The sequence below is a fragment of the Mariprofundus aestuarium genome, from assembly GCF_002795805.1.
Lineage (GTDB): Bacteria > Pseudomonadota > Zetaproteobacteria > Mariprofundales > Mariprofundaceae > Mariprofundus > Mariprofundus aestuarium.
Map to the genome: position 1 here is coordinate 1,220,110 of NZ_CP018799.1, position 20,932 is coordinate 1,241,041.

Below are 20,932 nucleotides of genomic sequence, written 5' to 3' on the forward strand. Positions count from 1 at the left end.
ATAAGCAATGCCGTGAACAGTGGTGAGCTATCTCAGAGGGAAATAGATGTCTGTCATCAGTTCACTATCCGGAACTGCAGGGCTGACATTCAGGTATTCAAAAAAGATGGGGGACTCGCGCCTGGACTCTTGCGTCGTGGGTAGCCAGTTCCGATAGAGGGCATTCACTTTCAGGTTGATGGTTTCAAGCGACCCCTTATGGCGCAGCCTGGCATAGCGACCGGCAGGAATTTCACTGTTTATCACGCCATAGGCATTGTCGGGAATATCATCATCTACTTCGCCACAAATATCGAAGCGAAACTTTTCAGCAACCCTTGCTTCCGGATTGCTGTGAGCAACGCCAAATGATCGCTTTTCAGTGACGGGTGAGCAGCCGCTCTCCTGTCGCCAGGCCCTGAATGCTTCAATGGAGTGCTCCACTGTTTTCGGCTCATCCAGATGAGCCAATGCTGCCACTTGAATGGGCTCTATATTCACAATGCTGATAATCATATGCGCATCATCCTCTTTCATTTACTTAATAATAGATAGCCGGCGAGGCCGGGGTCTCAGGGGCGGATGCGAAACCAGCCGGTCAGGCTCAAGCGGTCGCGGTTGGCGGCCAGAACCTCATGCGGGAAGGCTTCGCTTAGAAAACAGACCAGTCGTCCACCCTGCGGTAACACCTGCATAGGCAGTGACAGAGAAGAGGCCGCTGTACCTTCATGCAGCTGCAGTGCGCCACCGTCTTCAGCCGTCCATTCGTGATTAAGGTAGATAATGCAGGTGACCATTCGCTCAAGGGCACCGATAAAACGGTCGTAATGGATGTTGTAGAAACTACCCTGTGGATAGAGGGCGAAATGGCCCTCAAATTCAAACAGGCCCAGAAACAGCTTGCTGTTAATGTGGTGCCTTAATATCTCAAGATCATTGAAGTAGGGGCGCTGTATGGCCGTCAGGTTCTCCGGATCAAGCCAGCAGATGTTGTCATTACGTATCTCGGGCCGAACCTGAAGTGAACTGCCTCTGCCGACACGGGCATGGCGAAACGCACCCTGCTGCCACAGGGATCTGGCCTCATGGGCCATGCTGTTGACCAGCAGTGGTGAGATGAAGTCATCACAGATTGAAAGCCCTGTTTCTGTCAACTCCGCTACGATGCGGTCAAATTTGCTTGGCGAACCGATTTCGGCGACTAGAGGATGAACCATGATACCACCTGTATTCAGACTCTGGTTTCGAGTCTGAATATGTTTGAGCGTTAGTTAGAAGGAAGGGTGCTGCATGCACCAGTGTTGCCAAACCGGATTGTGGAGATCAACGGGGAAATGATTTGCTGGTTTGCCTCAGGGCAGGGAGCTCCTGCCCTCGAAGCAGGAGTCTACAGTTCCGGGTAACCTTCAGGATCAGTGTCCAGCTCGCCGAGAAGTATGATGGAGTGAATCTTGTCGCTGGCGATTCTGGCAGTTTGGTTGTTCGCGGCCAGTACAAATGAGATCGTCAGGGTCTGAACAAGTTTGCCTTTGATATCATCGCCATGAATGGTCTTGATCTCATCGGTGGCCGGGAAGCCTGTTTCATCTGAGCGCGCAAATAGTATATGGGCAATGTTCTCTTTTTTTACCAGGAGAACGCCATGTGACGTTTTGATTTTGAAATCATTTTTAAGAACCTTGCCGGCCAGGGTCTGCCCGTTCCGTAATATTAGCTGGTCTTCTGCGTATGCCATCTGCTGCTCCATTGTTGCCAGGAACCAACCCGGCTAAATCGTATTACCCTCGCACCCATATCTCACTGGATAGAGGGCACAAAAAAGAGGAGACAAGCAACTTGAAGCGCTCATCAGCCGGACATCATACACTATTTCTGCAACTTATGGCGGTTTCAGGTGTTTGTTATTTGAGTTTGGGGTTTCGCGAACCTGAAGATTAATTGTTGATAGCCACGCATAACCCTCCAGACAGTTTCTGACTATGGCTTTTTTCTAAGGTTATCGCTGTTTCGGGAAGATGAGTTGATCGGTCGCAAAACCTAGTGATTTCGACTTTTCAATGAAGCTGTTAACTACCTCTCTTGAAACGGTGGGCGTTCTGGCCAGTAGCCAGAGATAGGAGAGGTCCGGTCCCGAGACGAATGCATAGCGGTAATCCCTATCCAGCTCGAAAACGATATAGGAGCCGTAAAAGGGGCCGAAGAAGGAGACCTTCAGGTAACCTTCACTGGCAGAGCGGACAAAGAAGGCTTTGCCAACCGCCTCACTCCACGCACTGTTTTCAGGGGAGAAGCCGCGGTTGATGACTTTGAGGCCGCCATCATCCCGTTTGCTGTATTCCGCAGTAATCTGTTCCAGCCCACGCTCGAAGGAGTGGTCGAGCCTGGCAATTTCATACCACTTACCAAGATAACGGTCGCTGTCGAACCCTGATACAGGGGTGATGCCTTCGGGCAGGCCGGTGCAGCCTGAAAGCAGTAGCGTGAGCAGGAAGGTTAAGCGGCCGATTCGCACTGCCAGTTTCGGATGGCTTCAATGTAGTCAGCTTCATCTTTCAGCTTCTCAGCATCGGGAACAAAGACATTCATGTTCGATGAGTTGAGATGATCCAGCCAGCCGGCGAGAAACTGCCGGTAGAGTTCATCCATCATCTTCTCATCGCGGCTCGCCCGTGGGCCGATATAGTCGCCACTGGAGGCGATCTCGCCGCGTACGGCAATATCGAGGTTGGAGATCATCGGGGTACTGCTCGAATCCAGTGCGGTGAAGTGGCCGGCGACCGTGAGGTAGAGCAGCCATGGTGTGCCGGGGTTGAGTGCTGCGATGCACTCCAGCATCTGCGTCTTGTCAGGAAGCGGGGCAGAGGAGTCGCGGTGCAGTACGGCATGGGCAAAGGTGCCGCGCATGAGGAAATCGAATGTGCCGGCTTTTTTCTTCGGAACTAGAACCAGCTCCTTGTCCCTCTCCAGGCGGCGGCCGCTCCAATCCTCGGCTGTTTTTTTATCCGTGACGCGTGCATCTCCATCCTTTAACGGTTCGCTGTAGATGCATTCACGCCAGCGCTGGTTCTCCAGCAGTCGCCACGCCCTGGCACCGGAGGCGGAGAGGGCATCAATGGAGAAGCAGAGTTTCATGATGCTTCGTTAGCCGAGAAGTCAGTAATCACAGGCAGGCCTGTGTTTGGATTGAGGTGCAGGCAGATTTCACCACGCAGCAGACGCAGCAGGTCGTGGCCGACCAGTTCATGGCGCCAGCCGTGCAGGCAGGCCACCTCGGGTGGTTCGCCCTTGCAGCGGTAACCCCATGAGGCGAGTTCGGAAAGGTCCGATTTGCTTGCCAGGATGGTCGAAGCGATTTCACCCTCTTCAGCCTTCAGGCGCACCAGAGTGTCGAGCATCTCAAGCCTGAGCTCGGTGCCCTTGGTGTTGTGCCGGCGAGAGGGCAGTTTTGGCCAGCTCTCTTCAGGCGCATCCACGCCTGCCTGCCATACATTGAGAATGGTTTCACCATGGCGCTTAACGAAACCGGGGTTTACACCGCGCATTCTGCTCATGCCATCGAGGGTAAGCTTGTCCCGGCGCGCTATCTCGAGAAGCTGTTCATCGCCAATCATGCGGCGGCGTGGAATATTGTTGCGTTGAGCCTGCTGCTCCCGCCATGCCGAAAGGCTTCTCAGGACTGCCAGCTGCCTGCCTTTGAGACGATTGGAACCTTTAACACGCCAGAACACATTATCTTCATCAATCTCGTAGGTGGAGGGATCACAGAGCGTGGCCTGCTCCTCATCCAGCCACTTCAGTCGACCCAGTGCCTCAAGGCGCTCTTTCAGGTGCTGGTAAATCGGCATCAGCCAGATGACATCATCAGCGGCATATTCTAGCTGCTTGGCTCGAAGGGGTCGCGCTTTCCAGTCGCTGAACGACTCGCCCTTGGCCAGCTCCCGCTTGGTGATGCGCTGGACGAGGTTGCCAAAACCAACCTGCTGCCCATAACCGAGCAGGGCGGCTGCAACCTGGGTGTCGAAAATGGGCAGCGGCATGATTCCCGACTCTTTAACGACAATCTCTACATCCTGTCGCCCGGCATGGAATACCTTCAGAATATCCGGGTTTGCCATGATATCCCAGAAGGGGGCGAGGTCAGGTAGCTCGATTGGATCGATAATCCAGCACTGGTTGTTACCGTAGACCTGCAGCAGAGCGAACTCGGCATAATAGGTCGATTCACGATGGAACTCAGTGTCAATGCAGAGCACCCGGCATTTGCTGATCTCGATGCAGGCTTTCTCAAGCTGAGATGGGGTATTGATGAATTGAAAGGTTGATTCGGACATGGCAGCAGCCTAGCCCGTGTTTTTCATAAAAACAGTATCTAAATGGTACTTCCGTGGTTCATTCGAAGCAGGCAGGTGCCAGTACCATATTCAGCTTTGAAAGTTGACCCTTTTGCCTTCCGCTATAGAGTGCCCACGCACTCCGGTTCACATTCGTCTTGATAGCCCGAAAACGGGCCTCTCACCCATTCGACCCACTGACGTGCAAAAGAAGAGGCAGGAAACAGTATGATGCTTTTCTGCATAGGAGTTTAACAGTGCCCAAGGTCTGGATTGCTGACAAAATGTCTGCCCGTGCGATAGAGGTATTTAAAGCACGCGGTATCGAAGTTGATTACAAACCAGGCCTTTCTGATGAGGAGAAGCTGGCCATTGCAGGTGATTATGATGCCATTGCAGTGCGTTCTTCGACCACACTGAAGGGTGAGCTTCTTGAGGCTGCCAAGCGGGTGAAGGTGATAGGACGCGCCGGTATCGGTGTGGACAATGTCGATGTTGAGGGCTGTTCTCGTCGCGGTATCGTGGTGATGAATACGCCATTTGGTAACACCATCACCACCGCAGAGCTGGCTGTAGCCCATATTGTAGCTGCGGCGCGTATGATTCCGCAGGCATCAGAATCCACCAAAGCCGGCAAGTGGGAAAAGTCCCGTTTCATGGGTATGGAGCTGACCGGCAAGAAGGCCGGTGTGATCGGTGCGGGTAATATCGGTGCCATCGTCTGTGACCGCCTTAAAGGGCTGCACATGTCCGTGTTTGTTTACGATCCGTTTATCTCTGATGAACGTGCATCTGCCATGGGTGTGACCAAGGTGGAAACGGTGGCTGAACTGGCTGAAATCGTGGATGTGCTGACCATTCATGTGCCACTTCTGGCTGCAACACGTAACCTGATCAATGCCGATATCATTGCTCGCATGAAAAAGGGTTCGATCATCGTTAACTGTGCCCGTGGCGGCATTGTTGATGAGGCCGCACTCTATGATGCCTGCAAGTCAGGGCACCTGCGCGCTGCTGCACTGGATGTGTATGAGCAAGAGCCGGCGCGCGAGAATCGCCTGTTTGAACTCGATAACATCAGTTTTACACCGCATATCGGTGCCTCCACCAATGAGGCGCAGGAAAATGTGGCAGTTCAGGTGGCTGAACAGATGGCCGACTACCTGCTTTCCGGCGTGGTCTCCAACGCGGTGAATGTACCTTCGCTGACCGAAGAGGAGCAGCGTCTGCTTGCACCATACCTGCTGCTGGCAGAGCGCATGGGCCGCTTTATCGGCCAGACCATGAAACCGGGTTACTCCAAGGTGAGCGTCTGCTTTGAAGGCAAGGCTTCCACCATTAACCGCAAACCTCTGATCAATGTGATGCTGCAGGGGCTTCTTTCCCAGAGCATGGAGGAGGTCAATGCAGTGAATGCCGGCATGCTTGCCAAGGATCGCGGTATCGAGCTGATGGAGTCGGGCTGCGAATCATCCGATCACTTTTCCACGCTTCTCAAGCTTGAGGTGGAAGGGGATGAGGGCGTGCGTACGGTTTCCGGCACACTGTTTGATGAATCCCGTCCGCGTCTGGTGAGTATCGACACCTGTGAGGTGGAGATTGCACCTGAGGGCAACCTGATCTTCTTCCAGAACGAGGATAAACCGGGCGTGATTGCTGCCATTGGCGCCGTGCTGGCTGATGCCGGTATCAATATCGGCGATTTCCGTCTTGGTCGTCGCGAGGATACGGGCAGTGCTGTTGCCCTGATTCAGGTTGATACAGCACCGGGTCAGGATATTCTCGATCAGATGGCTGAACTGGAGCATGTACAGACCGTTCGCTATGCAGAACTGGGGGCGATGTGAAACATAAACCAATCATAGGGTTGGATGATGCATTCGGCTCACGCGCAAAAGCACTACGCACGATGCAGGGGAAAATTCTCGAACTATTTGATGCGGCTGGCTATGAAGAGGTGATTCCACCTATCCTGGAACGTCCGGATGCCCTGAAGTCGGGCGCTGGTCGTTTTCTTGCTGACCAGACCGTGGTGTTCTCTGATCCCGCAGGGGCGGGAACGCTTGCGATCCGCTCTGATATGACTCCGCAGATTGCCCGTATTGCTGCCACTCGCCTGCAGTCTGAAGATGTGTTGAAGCTCAGTTATTCCGGTACAGTGATGCTGGCACGCCCTGATGTGCGTGGTGGCTCCCGCCAGCAGTGGCAGACAGGTGTAGAGTGCCTGGGTGTGGCAGGCGCGGCAGGGGATATTGAGGTGATGCATCTGGCTGCCCGCTCCATGCTGGTTGCCGGCTTTAGAAAACCTGTGTTGCAGGTAGGCCACATTGGCCTGCTTAAGGCGCTGGTGGTCGGAGCCAAAACTCCACTGGAGACGTGGACCGCATTGCTGGCGCGCCGTTCACCTGACGACATTTTTGAGGCAGCCAACCGGGAATCGATACCACAGGATCGTGTTAATGCGCTGCTAGCACTGGCAAAAGGCAAGGGCGATCAGCAGTGGATTGCCGATAGCATTGGCAAGTTCGGCGCTGATTTTGACATTGCTGCCAATGAGTTGCTTGATCTTGTGAATGAAGTGGGTGACCGGGTTGAAGGTGATGTGCGTGTTTATGCTGATGCGGCAGTAATGCCGCGCTTTCTCTATCATAGCGGTATCCTGTTCGCCGGTTTTGCCGAAGGCGTGTCTCAGGCACTGCTCTATGGCGGACGCTATGATGCGATGATGAAGGCACATGGTCGAGACATGCCCGCAACTGGCTTCTCGTGTGATTTATGGACACTGCTGGACGCAGTTTGAGATAACCCAATCCGTGGGTATGATCCATCGTAAGATGGTGTATGAGATAAGAGGGATAACATGACAAATACAGTTGCAATTGGAATCCAGTGGGGCGATGAAGGAAAGGGTAAGATCGTTGATCTTATGGCTCCTCATGTGGATGTAGTAGCCCGCTTTCAGGGCGGTCCCAATGCTGGCCACACACTGGTGCTTGGCGATAAAAAGACTGTACTGAACCATATTCCATCCGGTGTCCTGCATGATGATACGCTTTGCCTGATCGGTAACGGCACGGTCGTTGATCCGTTCCGGCTTGTTGAAGAGATGGACATGCTGCTGGCTGCCGGTATTCCGGTTGCAGAGCGCTTGAAGATCTCTGATCGCTGTCAGCTGATTCTGCCATATCACCGTACCCTTGATGCTGCACGCGAAGCGGCCAAGGGCGAAGGTAAGATTGGTACAACAGGCAAGGGCATTGGTCCATGTTATGAAGATAAAACAGCACGTCGTGGTATCAGGCTCGTTGACCTGACATCCCCTGATCTCGATGCACGTATTGATGCCAATCTTGAATATGTGAATTTCATGCTGACCCAATACCTGAAAGCTGCACCTGTGAACCGGGCTGATGTGGATGAAGCACTGGACCTGGCCAAGGCCCGGCTGCTGCCACTGGCTGCCGATGTACCACTGATTCTGCAGAAGCGCATCAAGGCTGGAGACCAGATTCTTTATGAGGGCGCGCAGGGATCGATGCTGGATGTAGATCACGGCACTTACCCGTTTGTAACCTCATCCAATACCGTTGCCGGTGCCGCCCTTGCAGGGCTCGGTGTCGGTCCTGGTCAGGTGGATGCCGTACTCGGTATCTGCAAAGCCTATACGACCCGTGTTGGTGCAGGCCCATTCCCTACAGAGCTGTACAATGCAGAAGGCATGTGTGATGCCGACAATGCCGGTAAACATATGGCAGAGAAGGGGCATGAGTTCGGCGCAACCACCGGCCGCCCGCGCCGCACCGGCTGGTTTGATGGTGCCGTGGTTCAGCATGCTGTACGCATCAATGGCGTAACCGGTCTGGCGATTACCAAAATGGATGTGCTTGATGGCCTTGCCGAGGTGAAGCTGTGTGTTGGTTATGAACTTGATGGCGAACGCCTGGAGTCCATGCCTTCCTGCTGCAGTCAGCTGGAGAAGGCTGTTCCGGTATATGAATCATTGCCGGGTTGGTCAGAAAACACCTTTGGTGCCACTTCACTTGATCAGCTGCCTGCCAATGCAGTCGCGCTGCTCAGGCGTATTGAGGAGGTGTGCGACTGCCCTGTGACCATGCTTTCCACAGGCCCTGATCGCAACCACATTATTCACCTGTGAACAACTTAGGGCCAATGATGACATTGGCCCTAAGTGAATTTCTTAAGCACTCTCCAGTGCTTCTGTTTTGGCTGGAAATTATTATTCCTGCCACATTCGAAGGGAGTACCACTCCGCATCAAACGCATCGAGTTGGCTGTAGGGAGCCTTTTGCTTTAGCAGCCACTCTGCAAGCGCTGGCAACTCAGATGTTGCGACGGGCAGGGGGCGGCGTTGCAACTCAGCCAGAAGCTGCGGTTTGGTGACTTCAGGAAGGGGCAGGGGTGTTGCATCAAGTTTTGATCCGCCCGCCTGCAACGGGGTGTCACGCTGCTCGGTAACGCAGAGCAGGGTAATCTCTCTTTCCCGCAACCTGTTCAGGTCATCGATAAAGCCGGCGTTATAGCCATCCTTGAGAGTTTTTTCGCTCCAGAGTTCATCAAAGTTATGCAGAATCAGCAGCACACTTCGGTTCTCTTTTTCCAGCTGGTCAAAGAGTACTCCAAGGCTGCTTATATGATCGCCAGGGTGATTGAAGTAAGTCCCTATGGCTTTTAAAAAACCTTTTAAATCATGGCAATAGAATCGCATGTTAATCTGAATAGTCATGGTTGAGCCGGGAAGGAAGCTGCAAAGATCCTCTAGTGTGCGTCTTCGCCCTTGCCCATGCGGGCTGATCAGATTGATGGATTCGCCACAGATAAGCCGGTCCGCCAGAGAGTAAGTGAACTCAGGCCTCAAGCAGTGTGAGCGGCTTGAATCCATCGTGACACCCGTTAAACCAGCGGAGCCTGGGTTATCCGCACGGGTTGCGGTCGTGACATCTCATCACGCAGTTCATCTTCACTGAAGATGCCCTTCTTGATCAGCAGGCGGGTGATGACCTCCAGTTGCTTCTGATCGACTGGGCCCAGAGCAGGGAGGGGCACCGATTCACTGACGGCTCTCTTCGTGTCGGCCTGAATACCACAATTCTGGCGAATCATATTTAGCAGTTCTTCATCCACGATGCCTGTGGTTTTTAATCCCTTCTTTGACTGGAAATCCTTGACTGCATCGCGGGTCGACACCCCGAATATTCCGGGCTGATCGTTCATAGGGTAACCCATGCGCTGCAACAGCTCCTGCAGCATCGAAACCCCTTTGCCGCGCATGAACATTTTCAGCTTCTTATTCATTTTTGTCCCTTCTTAATTATGCTATCTCTTCCAGTATAGCATTAAATGAGGCACTTGGGCGCATCGCTTGTGCCGCCTTCACAGGGTCTACGTGGTAGTAACCATCCAGATCAACAGCTTTTCCTTGTGCGGCATTGAGCTCATCTAAAATGCTGCTTTCGGCCTCTGCAAGCTGGTCTGCCAATGGTTTAAACCTCGATTGAAGTTCCACGTCACTGCTCTGGTCAGCCAGTGCCTGAGCCCAGTAGAGGGCGAGGTAGTAGTGGCTGCCACGGTTGTCCAGTTCATTCACCCGGCGTGATGGTGACTTGTTATTGGCTAGGAATTTTCCATTCGCCTTGTTCAGTGCATCAGCAAGAACCTGCGCTTTGGCATTGCCAGTTTTTGCTGCCATATCTTCAAGGGATACAGCCAGTGCCAGAAACTCGCCGAGGGAGTCCCAGCGCAGGTGACCCTCCCGGACAAACTGCTGGACATGTTTGGGTGCGGAGCCGCCGGCACCTGTCTCAAACAGGCCGCCACCAGCCAGCAGTGGCACGATAGAGAGCATTTTTGCGCTGGTGCCAAGCTCAAGGATAGGAAACAGGTCGGTGAGGTAGTCACGCAATACGTTGCCGGTGACAGAGATGGTATCCAAGCCAGCTTTCACACGCGCCAGTGCGTGGGATGCCGCTTCCTCCGGTGACATAATCTGGATATCCAGCCCTGTTGTATCATGATCCTTCAGATAGCGGGTCACCTTCTCAATCAGGTTGGCATCGTGAGCGCGGTGACTGTCCAGCCAGAAAACAGCTGGGTTACCGGTTGCCCGGGCACGATTCACGGCCAGCTTGACCCAGTCACGGATCGGAGCGTCCTTGGTCTGACACATGCGCCAGATATCACCGGCTTCAACAGCATGCTCAAGCAGAACTTTGCCAGCATCATCAACAACGCGAACCGTTCCGTCGGCAGGGATGTTGAATGTTTTGTCATGGGAGCCGTACTCCTCAGCCTTCTGCGCCATCAGGCCGACATTGGCAACATTGCCCATGGTGGTCGGGTCAAATGCGCCATGCTCTTTGCAGAACTGGATGGTCTGCTGATATACACCGGCATAACAGCGATCGGGAATCATGGCTTTGGTGTCGTGAAGTTTGCCATCAGGACCCCACATCTGTCCGGATGAGCGAATGGCTGCAGGCATGGATGCATCAATGATTACATTACTCGGGACATGCAGGTTGGTGATCCCTTTGTCGGAATCCACCATCGCAAGGGCAGGGCGGTTCTCATAAGCAGCCTGAATGTCCGCTTCAATTTCCAGTCTCTCTGCTTCAGGCAAACTGGCGATTTTTGCGTAAACATCACCGAGCCCGTTAGTGGCATCGACACCCAGCCTGTTAAACAGCGCTGCATGCTTTTCAAACACATCCTTGTAATAAACCGTAACAGCATGGCCAAACATGATCGGGTCGGAGACTTTCATCATCGTCGCCTTCAGGTGCAGTGAGAGGAGGATGCCGCTTCTTTTCGCATCATCGATTTCAGCAGCATAGAAGTCACGCAGGGCGCGGCGGCTCATCACTGCCGCATCAATCACCTCTCCGGCCTGAAGTGGTGCGCTCTCTTTCAATGTGGTGTTGTTTCCCTTCGCATCGGTCAGGTTGATGCTGTAGTTGCAGGCATGTTTAATGATGAGTGACTTTTCACTGCCATAGAAATCGCCCTCTGACATGTGTGCTACATGAGATTTTGAATTGCTGCTCCAGGCACCCATGGAGTGCGGGTTGTCTTTGGCAAACTGTTTTACGGCATCAGCCACACGGCGATCGGAGTTACCTTCACGCAGCACAGGGTTCACCGCACTGCCGAGCACCTTGGCGTAGCGGGACTTGATGGCCTGCTCCGCACTGCTCTGTGCATCTTCAGGGTAGTCGGGGATATCGAATCCGTGCGCCTGCAGTTCTTTGATAGCTGCAATCAACTGAGGGATCGAGGCGCTGATATTCGGCAGTTTGATGATGTTGGCATCGGGCGTTTTTGCCAGCTCCCCCAGTTCGGTCAAGGCATCCGGCAGCTTCTGGTTCTCATTCAGTTTCTCCGGGAAGTTGGCGATAATTCTGCCCGCAAGGGAGATGTCTTTGGTTTCAACACATACGTTCGCAGCCTTGGTGAAGGCCTGCACAACAGGAAGGAGGGAATAGGTGGCCAGAGCCGGTGCTTCATCCGTTTTGGTATAGATGATGGTGGGTGTCTTGGTTGTCATGCTTTATCCTATGTGTTGATGCGGTGATGCCGCATACGTGAATTTGATGGCTCCAAGTTTAACAGCATGAGCCATATTGAGTAGTTATGATTCTATTGGTCGCTGCAAAATCATCTGGCCATCAACATGGCAAAATAGTGCCCGTGCTTGTATATATCATGGTCAGCACTAGGCTGCGCGACCCTTCTGGCATCGGTTTGAAGGGTTAATCCCTTTTCAATGGAACAATGTTTTGATTTCTACATCCGGTATTACAATGCAGTTTGGGGACAAACCCCTTTTTGAAAACATCTCAACCAAATTTGGAGATGGCAATCGCTATGGCCTGATCGGCGCCAATGGTTGCGGTAAGTCCACACTAATGAAAATCCTTGGTGGAGACCTGGTTCCAACGGCTGGCAATGTTATTCTGGATAAGCATGAGCGGCTGGGCAAGCTGCGTCAGGATCACTTCGCCTTTGAAGAGTTTACAGTACTAGACACCGTGATGATGGGTCATGAAGAGCTGTGGAAGATCAAACAGGAGCGTGATTTCCTCTATTCTCAGGATGAACTGAGTGAAGAGGATGGTATGCGTGCCGGTGATCTGGAAAGCGAATTTGCCGATCTGGATGGTTACAGCGCAGAGCCCAATGCGGGCGAACTGCTGATCAGTATGGGCATTCCGGTAGAGGATCATTATGACCTGATGAAATCCATTGCCCCGGGTTTGAAGCTGCGTGTGCTGCTGGCACAGGCACTGTTTGGCGAGCCGGAGATCATTCTTCTGGATGAGCCGACCAACAACCTGGATCTCAATGCAATCCGCTGGCTTGAAAGCGTGATCAATGCACAGAAAGGAACCATGATCATCATCTCCCATGACCGCCACTTCCTCAACAGTGTCTGCACCCATATGGCCGACCTAGATTATGGCGAGTTGCGTGTTTATCCGGGTAACTATGATGATTACATGGAAGCAGCAGCTCTGGTTCAGGAGCAGTTGCTCACTAAGAACGCCAAGAAGGCAGAGGAGATTCAGGAGCTTCAGGCCTTCGTGCGTCGCTTCTCTGCCAATGCATCCAAAGCCACCCAGGCACAATCGCGCGCCAAAAAACTTGATAAAATCAAGCTTGATGAAGTAAAGCCATCAAGCCGTGTGAGCCCATTCATGCGCTTTACGCAGGATAAAAAGCTCTTCCGCATCGCGCTTAATCTTAAAAAGCTGAGTAAGGGTTTTGATGAAAGCCTGTTGTTTGAAAACTTCGATTTGACCGTGCCTGTGGGTGAACGTGTTGCCGTCATTGGCCCCAACGGAATTGGTAAAACCACACTGCTGCGGTGTCTGGCAGGTGATCTTGAGCCAACCTCCGGCGAGATCAAATGGTCGGAGAATGTGAAGATCGGTTATTATGCACAGGATCATTCAGCAGATTTCGCTGAGGATATAAGTGTTTTTGACTGGATGGCGCAGTGGAAAATCAAGGAGCACGGAGAGCAGGAGGTTCGCGGTAATTTAGGACGCATGCTCTTCTCCCAGAACGAGATCAAGAAGTCTGTCAAAGCGCTCTCCGGTGGTGAGAAGGGGCGCATGCTCTTTGGTAAGTTCATGTTCCTCAATCCCAATGTGATGCTGCTTGATGAGCCTACCAACCATATGGATATGGAGTTCATTGAGTCGCTGAATACGGCTCTGGAAAACTATCCGGGCACCCTGATCTTTGTCAGCCATGATCGCGAACTGATCTCCTCAGTAGCCACACGCATTATTGAGCTTACGCCGGAAGGTATCGTGGATTACCACGGCACGTATGAAGAGTACCTGAAGTCTCAGGGCGTCGCTTAACCTGGCAGTGATACCTCAGGCTCTTCAAACCTTGATTCCGATGCCAGATGGCTCAATAATTCAAGGATGGATAGTAATAAACCGCTTACGGATGAAGAGATGGCACATGAAAAAGCGTGGTTTAATGCCGCTGCTCGTGGTGATGAAAAAGCTTTAAGAGAGCTGTTGAAGCTTGGGTTTGATGTCAACGCAACCGATGCAACAAAATCCACTGCTTTGCATTATGCGGCAAAACATGCCCATCTCACTGTGATGCATTTTCTCATTGAGAATGGTGCGGATTTGAATGCAGCCAATGAAAAGCTCTCAACCCCGCTGCACCTGACTGAAAAAAATATTGATGCCATCCGTATTCTACTAGAAGCAGGAGCCGATCCCAATCTGAAGGATTCTGACTGGGATTATCCTTATTATTTTGCTTTTTACGGCTCGATGACACGCGAGCTTACCGAGCTGTACATTAAACATGGCGCCCATCTGATGTTATATAAGTAAGTAAGGGTAAGCCCGTATTTATTTAACGCCTGAAACAATAAAGGGCGAGGTATTTACCTCGCCCTTTATTGTTTTCTCTCTGAGTCTTTAGTTGATTACTGGCTGTTCTTCGGCCTGCTGTTGCTGGCTATTTTGAAACGCTGCCGCAAAATTTACAGGCTCAAGCAGGAGCGGCATGAAACCGCCATCTACCGTCAACTGGCTGATTAACTGGCGGGTATATGGGAAGATGATAGTAGGGCAATCAACACCAATAAGTGTAGCCATATGCTCTTCAGGAATATTCTTCAAATAAAATAGTCCAGCATGTTCCACTTCAACCTCAAAAAGCACCTTATCGCTTTCACTATCGCGTGCTACAGATGAGATTTTTATGGATACTTCCCAATGATCAGCATTGACCTGCCTGTTTAGAGTACTCAGGTTCATCTCGATCTTTGGCTGATCGGTAGGTGCGGCAAACACTCCCGGCGCATTTGGATTCTCAAATGAGATATCCTTCACGTATATTTTTTGTACGCTGAATGCTGGCATGTTTTTTTCAGTGGCTGAATTTTCAAGGTCTGACATAAAAGCTCCTCATCTTTCTATTTTAATGTTGTTCTGTTTATCTGTGACGCTGATTAGTACCCTAAATTTGGTGCCAGCCACTTTTCGGCTTCTTCCAAATTCAAACCTTTACGCCTGGCGTAATCCTCTACCTGGTCTTTATTGATTTTGCCTACGGTAAAGTAGTGCGCTTCGGGGTTGGCAAAGTAGAGGCCTGAGACTGCAGCTGTTGGCAGCATGGCATAGGACTCTGTCAGCCTCATGCCGATGTTGTTTTCAACATCGAGAAGCTGCCACAGTGTGCCTTTCTCGGTATGTTCCGGGCATGCAGGGTAACCGGCAGCAGGGCGGATGCCCTGATACTTCTCGCGAATAATCTCTTCGGTGCTGAGCGATTCATCGCTGGCATAGGCCCAGTATTTGGTCCGTACATCTTTATGCAGCATCTCAGCCAGTGCCTCAGCCAGTCGATCGGCCAGCACCTTGATCATAATGGCGGCGTAATCGTCATGTTTGGCTTCGTAAGCCTTGGCCTGCTCTTCAGCGCCGAAGATGCCTACGGCAAAGCCGCCGATATGGTCGTTCTCTGTGGCTACGAAGTCAGAGAGGCATAGGTTTGAGCGCGAATCCTTCTTGTCCAGTTGCTGGCGCACGAAGTGGAAGCGGGTGACCTCTTTGGACCGAGACTCATCGCTGTAGACTATAACGCTGTCGTCATCGGTGGATGTGGCAGGGAAGAGTCCAAAGACAGCCTTGGCTGTGAACCAGTTTTCAGCAATGATTTTATCAAGCCACACCTGTGCCTCATCAAAGAGCTTCTTGGCTTCTTTGCCTTTGTGCGGGTCATTGAGAATACGCGGGTAGGCACCGTTAAGCTCCCAGGCTGAGAAGAACGGTGTCCAGTCGATATAGTTGCGAATATCGGCAATGGAGATGTTCTCCAGAACCTGTACACCAATCCTGACCGGAGCTGCTGCGATGGTCTCTGCGTTCAGTACTGTTGGATTGGCGCGGGCATCGGCAAGCTTGAGCCAGTCGGTCTGGCTCTGGCGGCCCAGGTAGCGCTCACGAACCGCCTCGTACTCTTCGCGGGTTTTACGCACAAACTCAGCGCGATAGGCATCAGAAATCAGGTTCTGAGCCACACCTACGGCGCGTGAGGCGTCTTTCACCCAGATCACCGGCTCATCATACTCCGGCATGATCTTTACGGCTGTATGAGCCTTGGAAGTGGTTGCGCCTCCGAGCATTACAGGCTTGGTGAAACCAAGGCGCTTCATCTCCTTGGCAAGATGCACCATCTCATCAAGTGACGGGGTGATCAGGCCGGAAAGCCCGATGATATCCACATCATGTTTCTTAGCCTCTTCAAGGATTTTGGCGGCAGGCACCATCACTCCAAGGTCGATCACCTCGAAGTTATTGCACTGCAGTACCACACCAACAATATTTTTGCCGATATCATGAACATCGCCTTTTACGGTTGCCATCAGCACCTTGCCGTTAGAGGAGGAGACGCCATCCGCTTTTTCCGCTTCGATATAGGGCATCAGCCAGGCCACGGCCTTTTTCATCACACGGGCTGATTTGACCACCTGCGGCAGGAACATCTTGCCTTCGCCAAACAGGTCTCCAACGACGTTCATGCCATCCATCAGCGGTCCTTCAATCACCTCGATGGGGCGATCAAACAGCAGGCGAGCCTCTTCGGTATCTTCATCGACATGGGCATCAATACCCTTAACCAGCGCATGCTCAAGGCGCTTGGCGACAGGTAGCTTGCGCCACTCTTCATCGGCTTTTTTTGCAATCGTGCCATCACCACGATAGTTGTCGGCAATCGAGAGCAGGTGGTCGGTGGCATCCGGGTTGCGGTTGAGTACCACATCCTCCACAGCATCACGCAGCTCCTTCGGTAGCTCTTCATATACTTCAAGCATGCCGGCATTCACGATGCCCATATCCATGCCCTGTTTGATAGCGTGGTAGAGGAATACCGAATGGATCGCTTCACGAACCGGGTTATTTCCACGGAAGGAGAAGGAGACGTTGGATACACCGCCGGAGATCATCGCATGTGGCAGGTTCTTCTTGATCCAGCCTGTCGCTTCAATGAAATCAACCGCGTAGTTGTTGTGCTCTTCAATACCGGTGGCAATGGCAAAGATGTTCGGATCGAAGATAATATCTTCAGGCGGGAATCCACATTCGTCCACCAGGATACGGTAGGAGTTTTCGCAGATCTCAATCTTGCGCTCGAATGTGTCGGCCTGGCCATCTTCATCAAAGGCCATCACCACAACGGCTGCACCATATTTGGCTAGCAGTTTGGCATGGTGGACGAACGCTTCTTTACCCTCTTTCATCGAGATGGAATTGACGATGCCCTTGCCCTGAACGCACTTCAGGCCCGCTTCGATAATCTCCCATTTGGAGGAATCAATCATCACCGGAACGCGTGAGATATCCGGTTCGGAGGCGATCAGGTTAAGGAAGGTGACCATCGCCTGTTTGCCGTCCAGCATTGCCTCATCCATGTTGATATCGATGATCTGGGCGCCGTTTTCCACTTGGTCGCGGCAGACATCCAGTGCTTTGTTATAATCGCCTTCAAGAATCAGACGCTTGAACATGGCTGAGCCTGTGACATTGGCGCGTTCACCGACATTCACAAAGAGCGAATTCTTATCGATATGCAGTGGCTCAAGGCCGGAGAGTCGGCAGAAGATTTCACGCTGTGGGGCAGGGCGTGGTGCAATACCTGCCACAGCATTGGCCATAGCGCGGATATGCTCAGGGCCGGTGCCGCAACAGCCACCGATAACGTTGAGGAATCCCGATTCAGCCCACTCTTTGATTTCGGCCGCCATCTCTTCCGGCGTTTCATCATAACCGCCCATGGCATTGGGAAGTCCGGCATTGGGGTGGGCGTTGATGCCGCAAGAAACTGTGTTGGAAAGTTCTTCAACGTATTGACGTAACTCACCGGCACCTAAGGCACAATTAAGTCCGATGGAGATAGGTTTGGCGTGCGCCAGTGAGTTGTAGAATGCGGTGGCAGTTTGGCCGGAAAGGGTGCGACCGGAGGCGTCGGTAATGGTGCCGGAGATCATGATCGGCAACTCAATATTTGCGTCCTCGAAATACTTCTTCACGGCAAATACAGCAGCTTTGGCGTTGAGCGTGTCGAACACTGTTTCGATCAGCAGGATGTCAGCGCCGCCATCGATCAGGCCTCGCGTTGCATCGGTATAGGTCTCAACCAGTTCGTCAAAGGTGACGTTGCGGTAGCCCGGATCGTTTACATCAGGAGAGATTGAGCAGGTGCGGGAAGTGGGGCCTAAGACACCTGCGACAAAACGGGGTTTGTCTTCAGTGGCAATAGCATCACAAGCTTCGCGCGCAACCTTAGCGCCGGCAACATTCAGCTCATAAACCAGTGACTCCATGCCATAATCGGCCATCGATGCGGAGTTAGCATTGAATGTGTTGGTTTCCAGGATGTCAGAGCCTGCTTCCAGATACTTGGTGTGAATTTCCCTGATGATATGCGGCTGGGTGAGTGAGAGCAGGTCGTTATTGCCTTTAAGTTCGCTTGGCCAGTCGGCAAAACGCTCGCCGCGATAGTCGGCTTCCTGTAGTCCGTAGGACTGGATCATGGTGCCCATGGCACCGTCCAGAATCAGAATCTGTTTTTCCATCTGCTTTTTTAAAAGGAGGGCTCTATTCATGGGGGCGCACGCTATCAGTAAGAAGAGTTTGGATAAATGTTGAAAAACAGATGTTTTGTGTTTTCGTTGTTTCGATTTTCAAATCCGTTGGTAGGTTTGTGCCCATGAGCTCTCAACCAACATCCAAAAGCAGTAACGTCGTCTGGCATCAGGCGGAAATCACCCGGCAAAAACGTGAGCAGGCCAATGGTCATCGCAGCGCCGTGTTATGGTTTACCGGTCTTTCCGGAGCCGGGAAATCAACACTGGCCCATGCAGTAGAAGAGCGGTTGCATGAGATGGGTGCGAAAACCTTTGTCATTGATGGTGACAATGTCCGCCACGGCCTCTGTGGCGACCTCAGCTTCTCCGATGTTGATCGGGTAGAAAACATCCGTCGTGTTGGTGAGGTTGCCAAGCTGTTCGTTGAGTCGGGTACACTTACCCTGACTGCATTCATCTCTCCATTCCGCTCCGATCGTGAAAAAGTGCGAGCTCTGCTTGCTGAGGGTGACTTTATTGAGGTCTACTGCCGAACATCGCTGGAGGTTTGTGAGTCGCGCGATGTAAAGGGACTCTATGCCAAAGCTAGGGCAGGGGAGATTCCTGCATTTACCGGCATCTCATCGCCTTATGAGGAGCCGGAGCATCCTGAAATCATTGCTGATACCGGAAGCCTTGACTTGGAAGTCTGTGTCGATCAGGTGGTCGCCGAACTGGTGAGTAGAAAAATCATCTCAATGAGCACGAAGTAAACGTGGCCAAAATTCTTGTTACAGGTGCTGCCGGGTTCATCGGGTCGCATTTAGCTATTCGCCTGCTTGAGAGAGGCGACAAGGTGGTCGGACTGGATAACCTCAATGACTATTATGAGGTCAGTCTGAAAGATGCACGGCTGGCGCGTTTTTCTAATCACGTAAATTTCCGTTTAGTGAAGATGGATATCTCCGATCGTGAAGGCATGGAAGCTCTGTTTGCGGAAGAGAAGTTCGACAAGGTGGTGAACCTTGCTGCGCAGGCTGGTGTTCGTTATTCGCTTGAGAATCCACATGCCTATATCGACAGTAATATCGTCGGCTTCACCAATGTTCTCGAAGGCTGCCGCCACAACCAGATAAAACATCTGGTTTATGCGTCATCATCATCAGTCTATGGCGCCAACGAAACGATGCCGTTCTCGGTGCATGACAATGTCGATCATCCACTCTCCCTATATGCCGCCAGCAAAAAAGCGAACGAGCTGATGGCACACACCTATTCACACCTCTACAGGATTCCTACCACCGGGCTGCGTTTCTTTACTGTCTATGGCCCATGGGGCAGGCCTGATATGGCCCCGATCCTGTTCACCAGGGCGATACTGGAAGGCAAACCGATCAATGTGTTCAACCATGGGAAGATGAAGAGGGATTTCACATATATTGATGATATTGTTGAAGGTGTTGTACGTACTCTGGACCATGTTGCTGAAGCCAACCCCGATTGGGACGGAATGAAGCCAGATTCGGCAACGAGCAGGGCTCCATGGCGTGTTTATAATATAGGTAACTCTACACCTGTTGCATTGATGGATTTTATCGGGGCCATTGAAAATGCGCTTGGCATAGAAGCAAAGAAAAATTTCCTGCCCATGCAGCCAGGTGACGTTCCCGCGACAGCTGCAAATGTTGATGCATTGATGCACGATGTGGGTTTCAAGCCCGACACCTCTATTGAGCAAGGGGTAAAAAACTTTGTTGATTGGTATCTGGAGTATTATAACTAACAACGCGGGCGTTAAGGCGACCCCCTATCGAGACCTCAGAGCACCTTTATCACTCGAATGATTCACAGCGTCTTGCTATTTAAATTTTATTAGAATATCAATAGTTTGTTGCACTGATGTAATCTATTATATCAATGATGCCCGAGGAGGAGATCAGTGGCAAAACAGTGGTTTGCCGTGCGCACCAAGCCAAAGAAAGAGATCGTCGCCAAGGATCAGCTGGAAAATCAGGGGTTCAAGGTATACCTGCCTCTGGTGAATACGCGCATCACCCATGCCCGTAAGGTGAGTTGGCAGCCGCGCCCGTTTTTCGCCGGTTACCTCTTCGTGCATCTGAGCAGGGATGAGCAGCGCTGGACCGCGATTCGCAGCACTGTTGGTGTGCTGGCTCCGGTCTCATTCGGTAGTTTCTATCCGCCATTGCCTGACAAGGCGATTGAGATGCTTCAATCGAGCCATGATGAGGGTGGATATATCACAGTTGGAAAAAGTAATGAGTCCCCGTTTACATCTGGCGAAAAGGTGCGCCTGCAAGATAGTTCGTTAAAAGGGCTGGAAGGCGTGTTTATAGAGATGCGGGGCGAGGATAGGGCGCTGGTGCTGTTAGACTGGATGCAAAAGAAAATGCGTTTGGAAACCAGCCTCGATAATCTTTCCTCGGCTAGTTGAATTATTTTAGGGATTACCTTGCAAGTCCAATTATATGGTCTATAACCT

General features: G+C 51.9%; 19 protein-coding genes. 8 read left to right on the forward strand and 11 right to left on the reverse strand.

The window, feature by feature from the left end; translation table 11 throughout:
• Window positions 1-27: 27 nt before the first annotated feature.
• From Ga0123461_RS05995 to rnd, 6 genes are all read right to left on the reverse strand, one after another.
• The gene (locus Ga0123461_RS05995) at window positions 28-516 is read right to left on the reverse strand and encodes an AraC family transcriptional regulator (RefSeq protein ID WP_100277503.1); all 489 of its coding nucleotides are present in this window, start codon (window positions 514-516) and stop codon (window positions 28-30) included.
• Between the two features lie 35 nt (window positions 517-551).
• The gene (locus Ga0123461_RS06000; RefSeq protein ID WP_100277504.1) at window positions 552-1,196 is read right to left on the reverse strand and encodes a 2OG-Fe(II) oxygenase; all 645 of its coding nucleotides are present in this window, start codon (window positions 1,194-1,196) and stop codon (window positions 552-554) included.
• A 170-nt stretch (window positions 1,197-1,366) separates the two neighbouring features.
• The gene (locus tag Ga0123461_RS06005) at window positions 1,367-1,714 is read right to left on the reverse strand and encodes a hypothetical protein (protein WP_232710400.1); all 348 of its coding nucleotides are present in this window, start codon (window positions 1,712-1,714) and stop codon (window positions 1,367-1,369) included.
• Between the two features lie 261 nt (window positions 1,715-1,975).
• Window positions 1,976-2,485 carry a lipocalin family protein gene (locus tag Ga0123461_RS06010; RefSeq protein ID WP_100278707.1) on the reverse strand — a complete coding sequence of 170 codons (510 nt, stop codon included), beginning with the start codon at window positions 2,483-2,485 and terminating at the stop codon, window positions 1,976-1,978.
• Window positions 2,473-3,111, reverse strand: a complete 639-nt coding sequence (locus Ga0123461_RS06015; RefSeq protein WP_100277506.1) for a hypothetical protein — start codon at window positions 3,109-3,111, stop codon at window positions 2,473-2,475. Before Ga0123461_RS06015 ends, Ga0123461_RS06010 begins: the two co-directional genes overlap by 13 nt.
• Window positions 3,108-4,310 carry a ribonuclease D gene (rnd, locus tag Ga0123461_RS06020; RefSeq protein ID WP_100277507.1) on the reverse strand — a complete coding sequence of 401 codons (1,203 nt, stop codon included), beginning with the start codon at window positions 4,308-4,310 and terminating at the stop codon, window positions 3,108-3,110. Before rnd ends, Ga0123461_RS06015 begins: the two co-directional genes overlap by 4 nt.
• Before the next feature lie 257 nt (window positions 4,311-4,567).
• Between rnd and serA the strand changes: the two genes are divergently transcribed.
• Genes serA through Ga0123461_RS06035 form a run of 3 tightly spaced genes read left to right on the forward strand, consistent with a single transcriptional unit; the run spans window position 4,568 to window position 8,466 of the window.
• A complete protein-coding gene (gene serA / locus Ga0123461_RS06025) occupies window positions 4,568-6,157 on the forward strand; it encodes a phosphoglycerate dehydrogenase (RefSeq protein WP_100277508.1) in 1,590 nt (529 codons plus the stop codon).
• A complete protein-coding gene (locus Ga0123461_RS06030; RefSeq protein WP_100277509.1) occupies window positions 6,154-7,110 on the forward strand; it encodes an ATP phosphoribosyltransferase regulatory subunit in 957 nt (318 codons plus the stop codon). The genes serA and Ga0123461_RS06030 overlap by 4 nt, the downstream gene beginning before the upstream one ends.
• A 60-nt stretch (window positions 7,111-7,170) precedes the next feature.
• Entirely contained in the window at window positions 7,171-8,466 is a 1,296-nt protein-coding gene (locus tag Ga0123461_RS06035) for an adenylosuccinate synthase (protein WP_100277510.1), read from the forward strand.
• 81 nt (window positions 8,467-8,547) lie between these two features.
• Here Ga0123461_RS06035 and Ga0123461_RS06040 read toward each other — a convergent pair whose 3' ends face one another.
• The 3 genes from Ga0123461_RS06040 to Ga0123461_RS06050 form a co-directional block, all read right to left on the reverse strand.
• Entirely contained in the window at window positions 8,548-9,054 is a 507-nt protein-coding gene (locus Ga0123461_RS06040; protein WP_157819253.1) for a hypothetical protein, read from the reverse strand.
• 167 nt (window positions 9,055-9,221) lie between these two features.
• Window positions 9,222-9,623: a peptidoglycan-binding domain-containing protein gene (locus tag Ga0123461_RS06045; protein WP_198507142.1), complete on the reverse strand. Its 402-nt coding sequence runs from the start codon at window positions 9,621-9,623 to the stop codon at window positions 9,222-9,224.
• A 16-nt stretch (window positions 9,624-9,639) separates the two neighbouring features.
• Window positions 9,640-11,871, reverse strand: coding sequence for an NADP-dependent isocitrate dehydrogenase (locus Ga0123461_RS06050; protein WP_100277512.1), 2,232 nt, complete (start codon window positions 11,869-11,871; stop codon window positions 9,640-9,642).
• 232 nt (window positions 11,872-12,103) lie between these two features.
• Here Ga0123461_RS06050 and Ga0123461_RS06055 point away from each other — a divergent pair, with 232 nt between their 5' ends.
• Together Ga0123461_RS06055 and Ga0123461_RS06060 are read left to right on the forward strand one after the other, a co-directional pair.
• Window positions 12,104-13,696, forward strand: a complete 1,593-nt coding sequence (locus Ga0123461_RS06055; RefSeq protein WP_100277513.1) for an ABC-F family ATPase — start codon at window positions 12,104-12,106, stop codon at window positions 13,694-13,696.
• Window positions 13,697-13,762: 66 nt separating this feature from the next.
• The gene (locus tag Ga0123461_RS06060) at window positions 13,763-14,191 is read left to right on the forward strand and encodes an ankyrin repeat domain-containing protein (RefSeq protein WP_232710404.1); all 429 of its coding nucleotides are present in this window, start codon (window positions 13,763-13,765) and stop codon (window positions 14,189-14,191) included.
• 87 nt (window positions 14,192-14,278) lie between these two features.
• Here Ga0123461_RS06060 and secB read toward each other — a convergent pair whose 3' ends face one another.
• On the reverse strand, window positions 14,279-14,761 hold the full coding sequence (secB, locus tag Ga0123461_RS06065) for a protein-export chaperone SecB (protein WP_100277515.1): 483 nt from the start codon (window positions 14,759-14,761) through the stop codon (window positions 14,279-14,281).
• 53 nt (window positions 14,762-14,814) lie between these two features.
• Complete coding sequence (gene metH, locus Ga0123461_RS06070; RefSeq protein ID WP_100277516.1) at window positions 14,815-18,471, reverse strand: methionine synthase; 3,657 nt, start codon at window positions 18,469-18,471, stop codon at window positions 14,815-14,817.
• Window positions 18,472-18,575: 104 nt separating this feature from the next.
• Here metH and cysC point away from each other — a divergent pair, with 104 nt between their 5' ends.
• The 3 genes from cysC to Ga0123461_RS06085 all read left to right on the forward strand — a co-directional run bounded on the left by cysC (window position 18,576) and on the right by Ga0123461_RS06085 (window position 20,884).
• A complete protein-coding gene (gene cysC, locus Ga0123461_RS06075) occupies window positions 18,576-19,205 on the forward strand; it encodes an adenylyl-sulfate kinase (RefSeq protein WP_100278709.1) in 630 nt (209 codons plus the stop codon).
• A 2-nt stretch (window positions 19,206-19,207) separates the two neighbouring features.
• Complete coding sequence (locus Ga0123461_RS06080) at window positions 19,208-20,215, forward strand: NAD-dependent epimerase (RefSeq protein ID WP_100277517.1); 1,008 nt, start codon at window positions 19,208-19,210, stop codon at window positions 20,213-20,215.
• 156 nt (window positions 20,216-20,371) lie between these two features.
• Window positions 20,372-20,884 carry a transcriptional activator RfaH gene (locus Ga0123461_RS06085; RefSeq protein WP_100277518.1) on the forward strand — a complete coding sequence of 171 codons (513 nt, stop codon included), beginning with the start codon at window positions 20,372-20,374 and terminating at the stop codon, window positions 20,882-20,884.
• Window positions 20,885-20,932 lie beyond the last annotated feature (48 nt).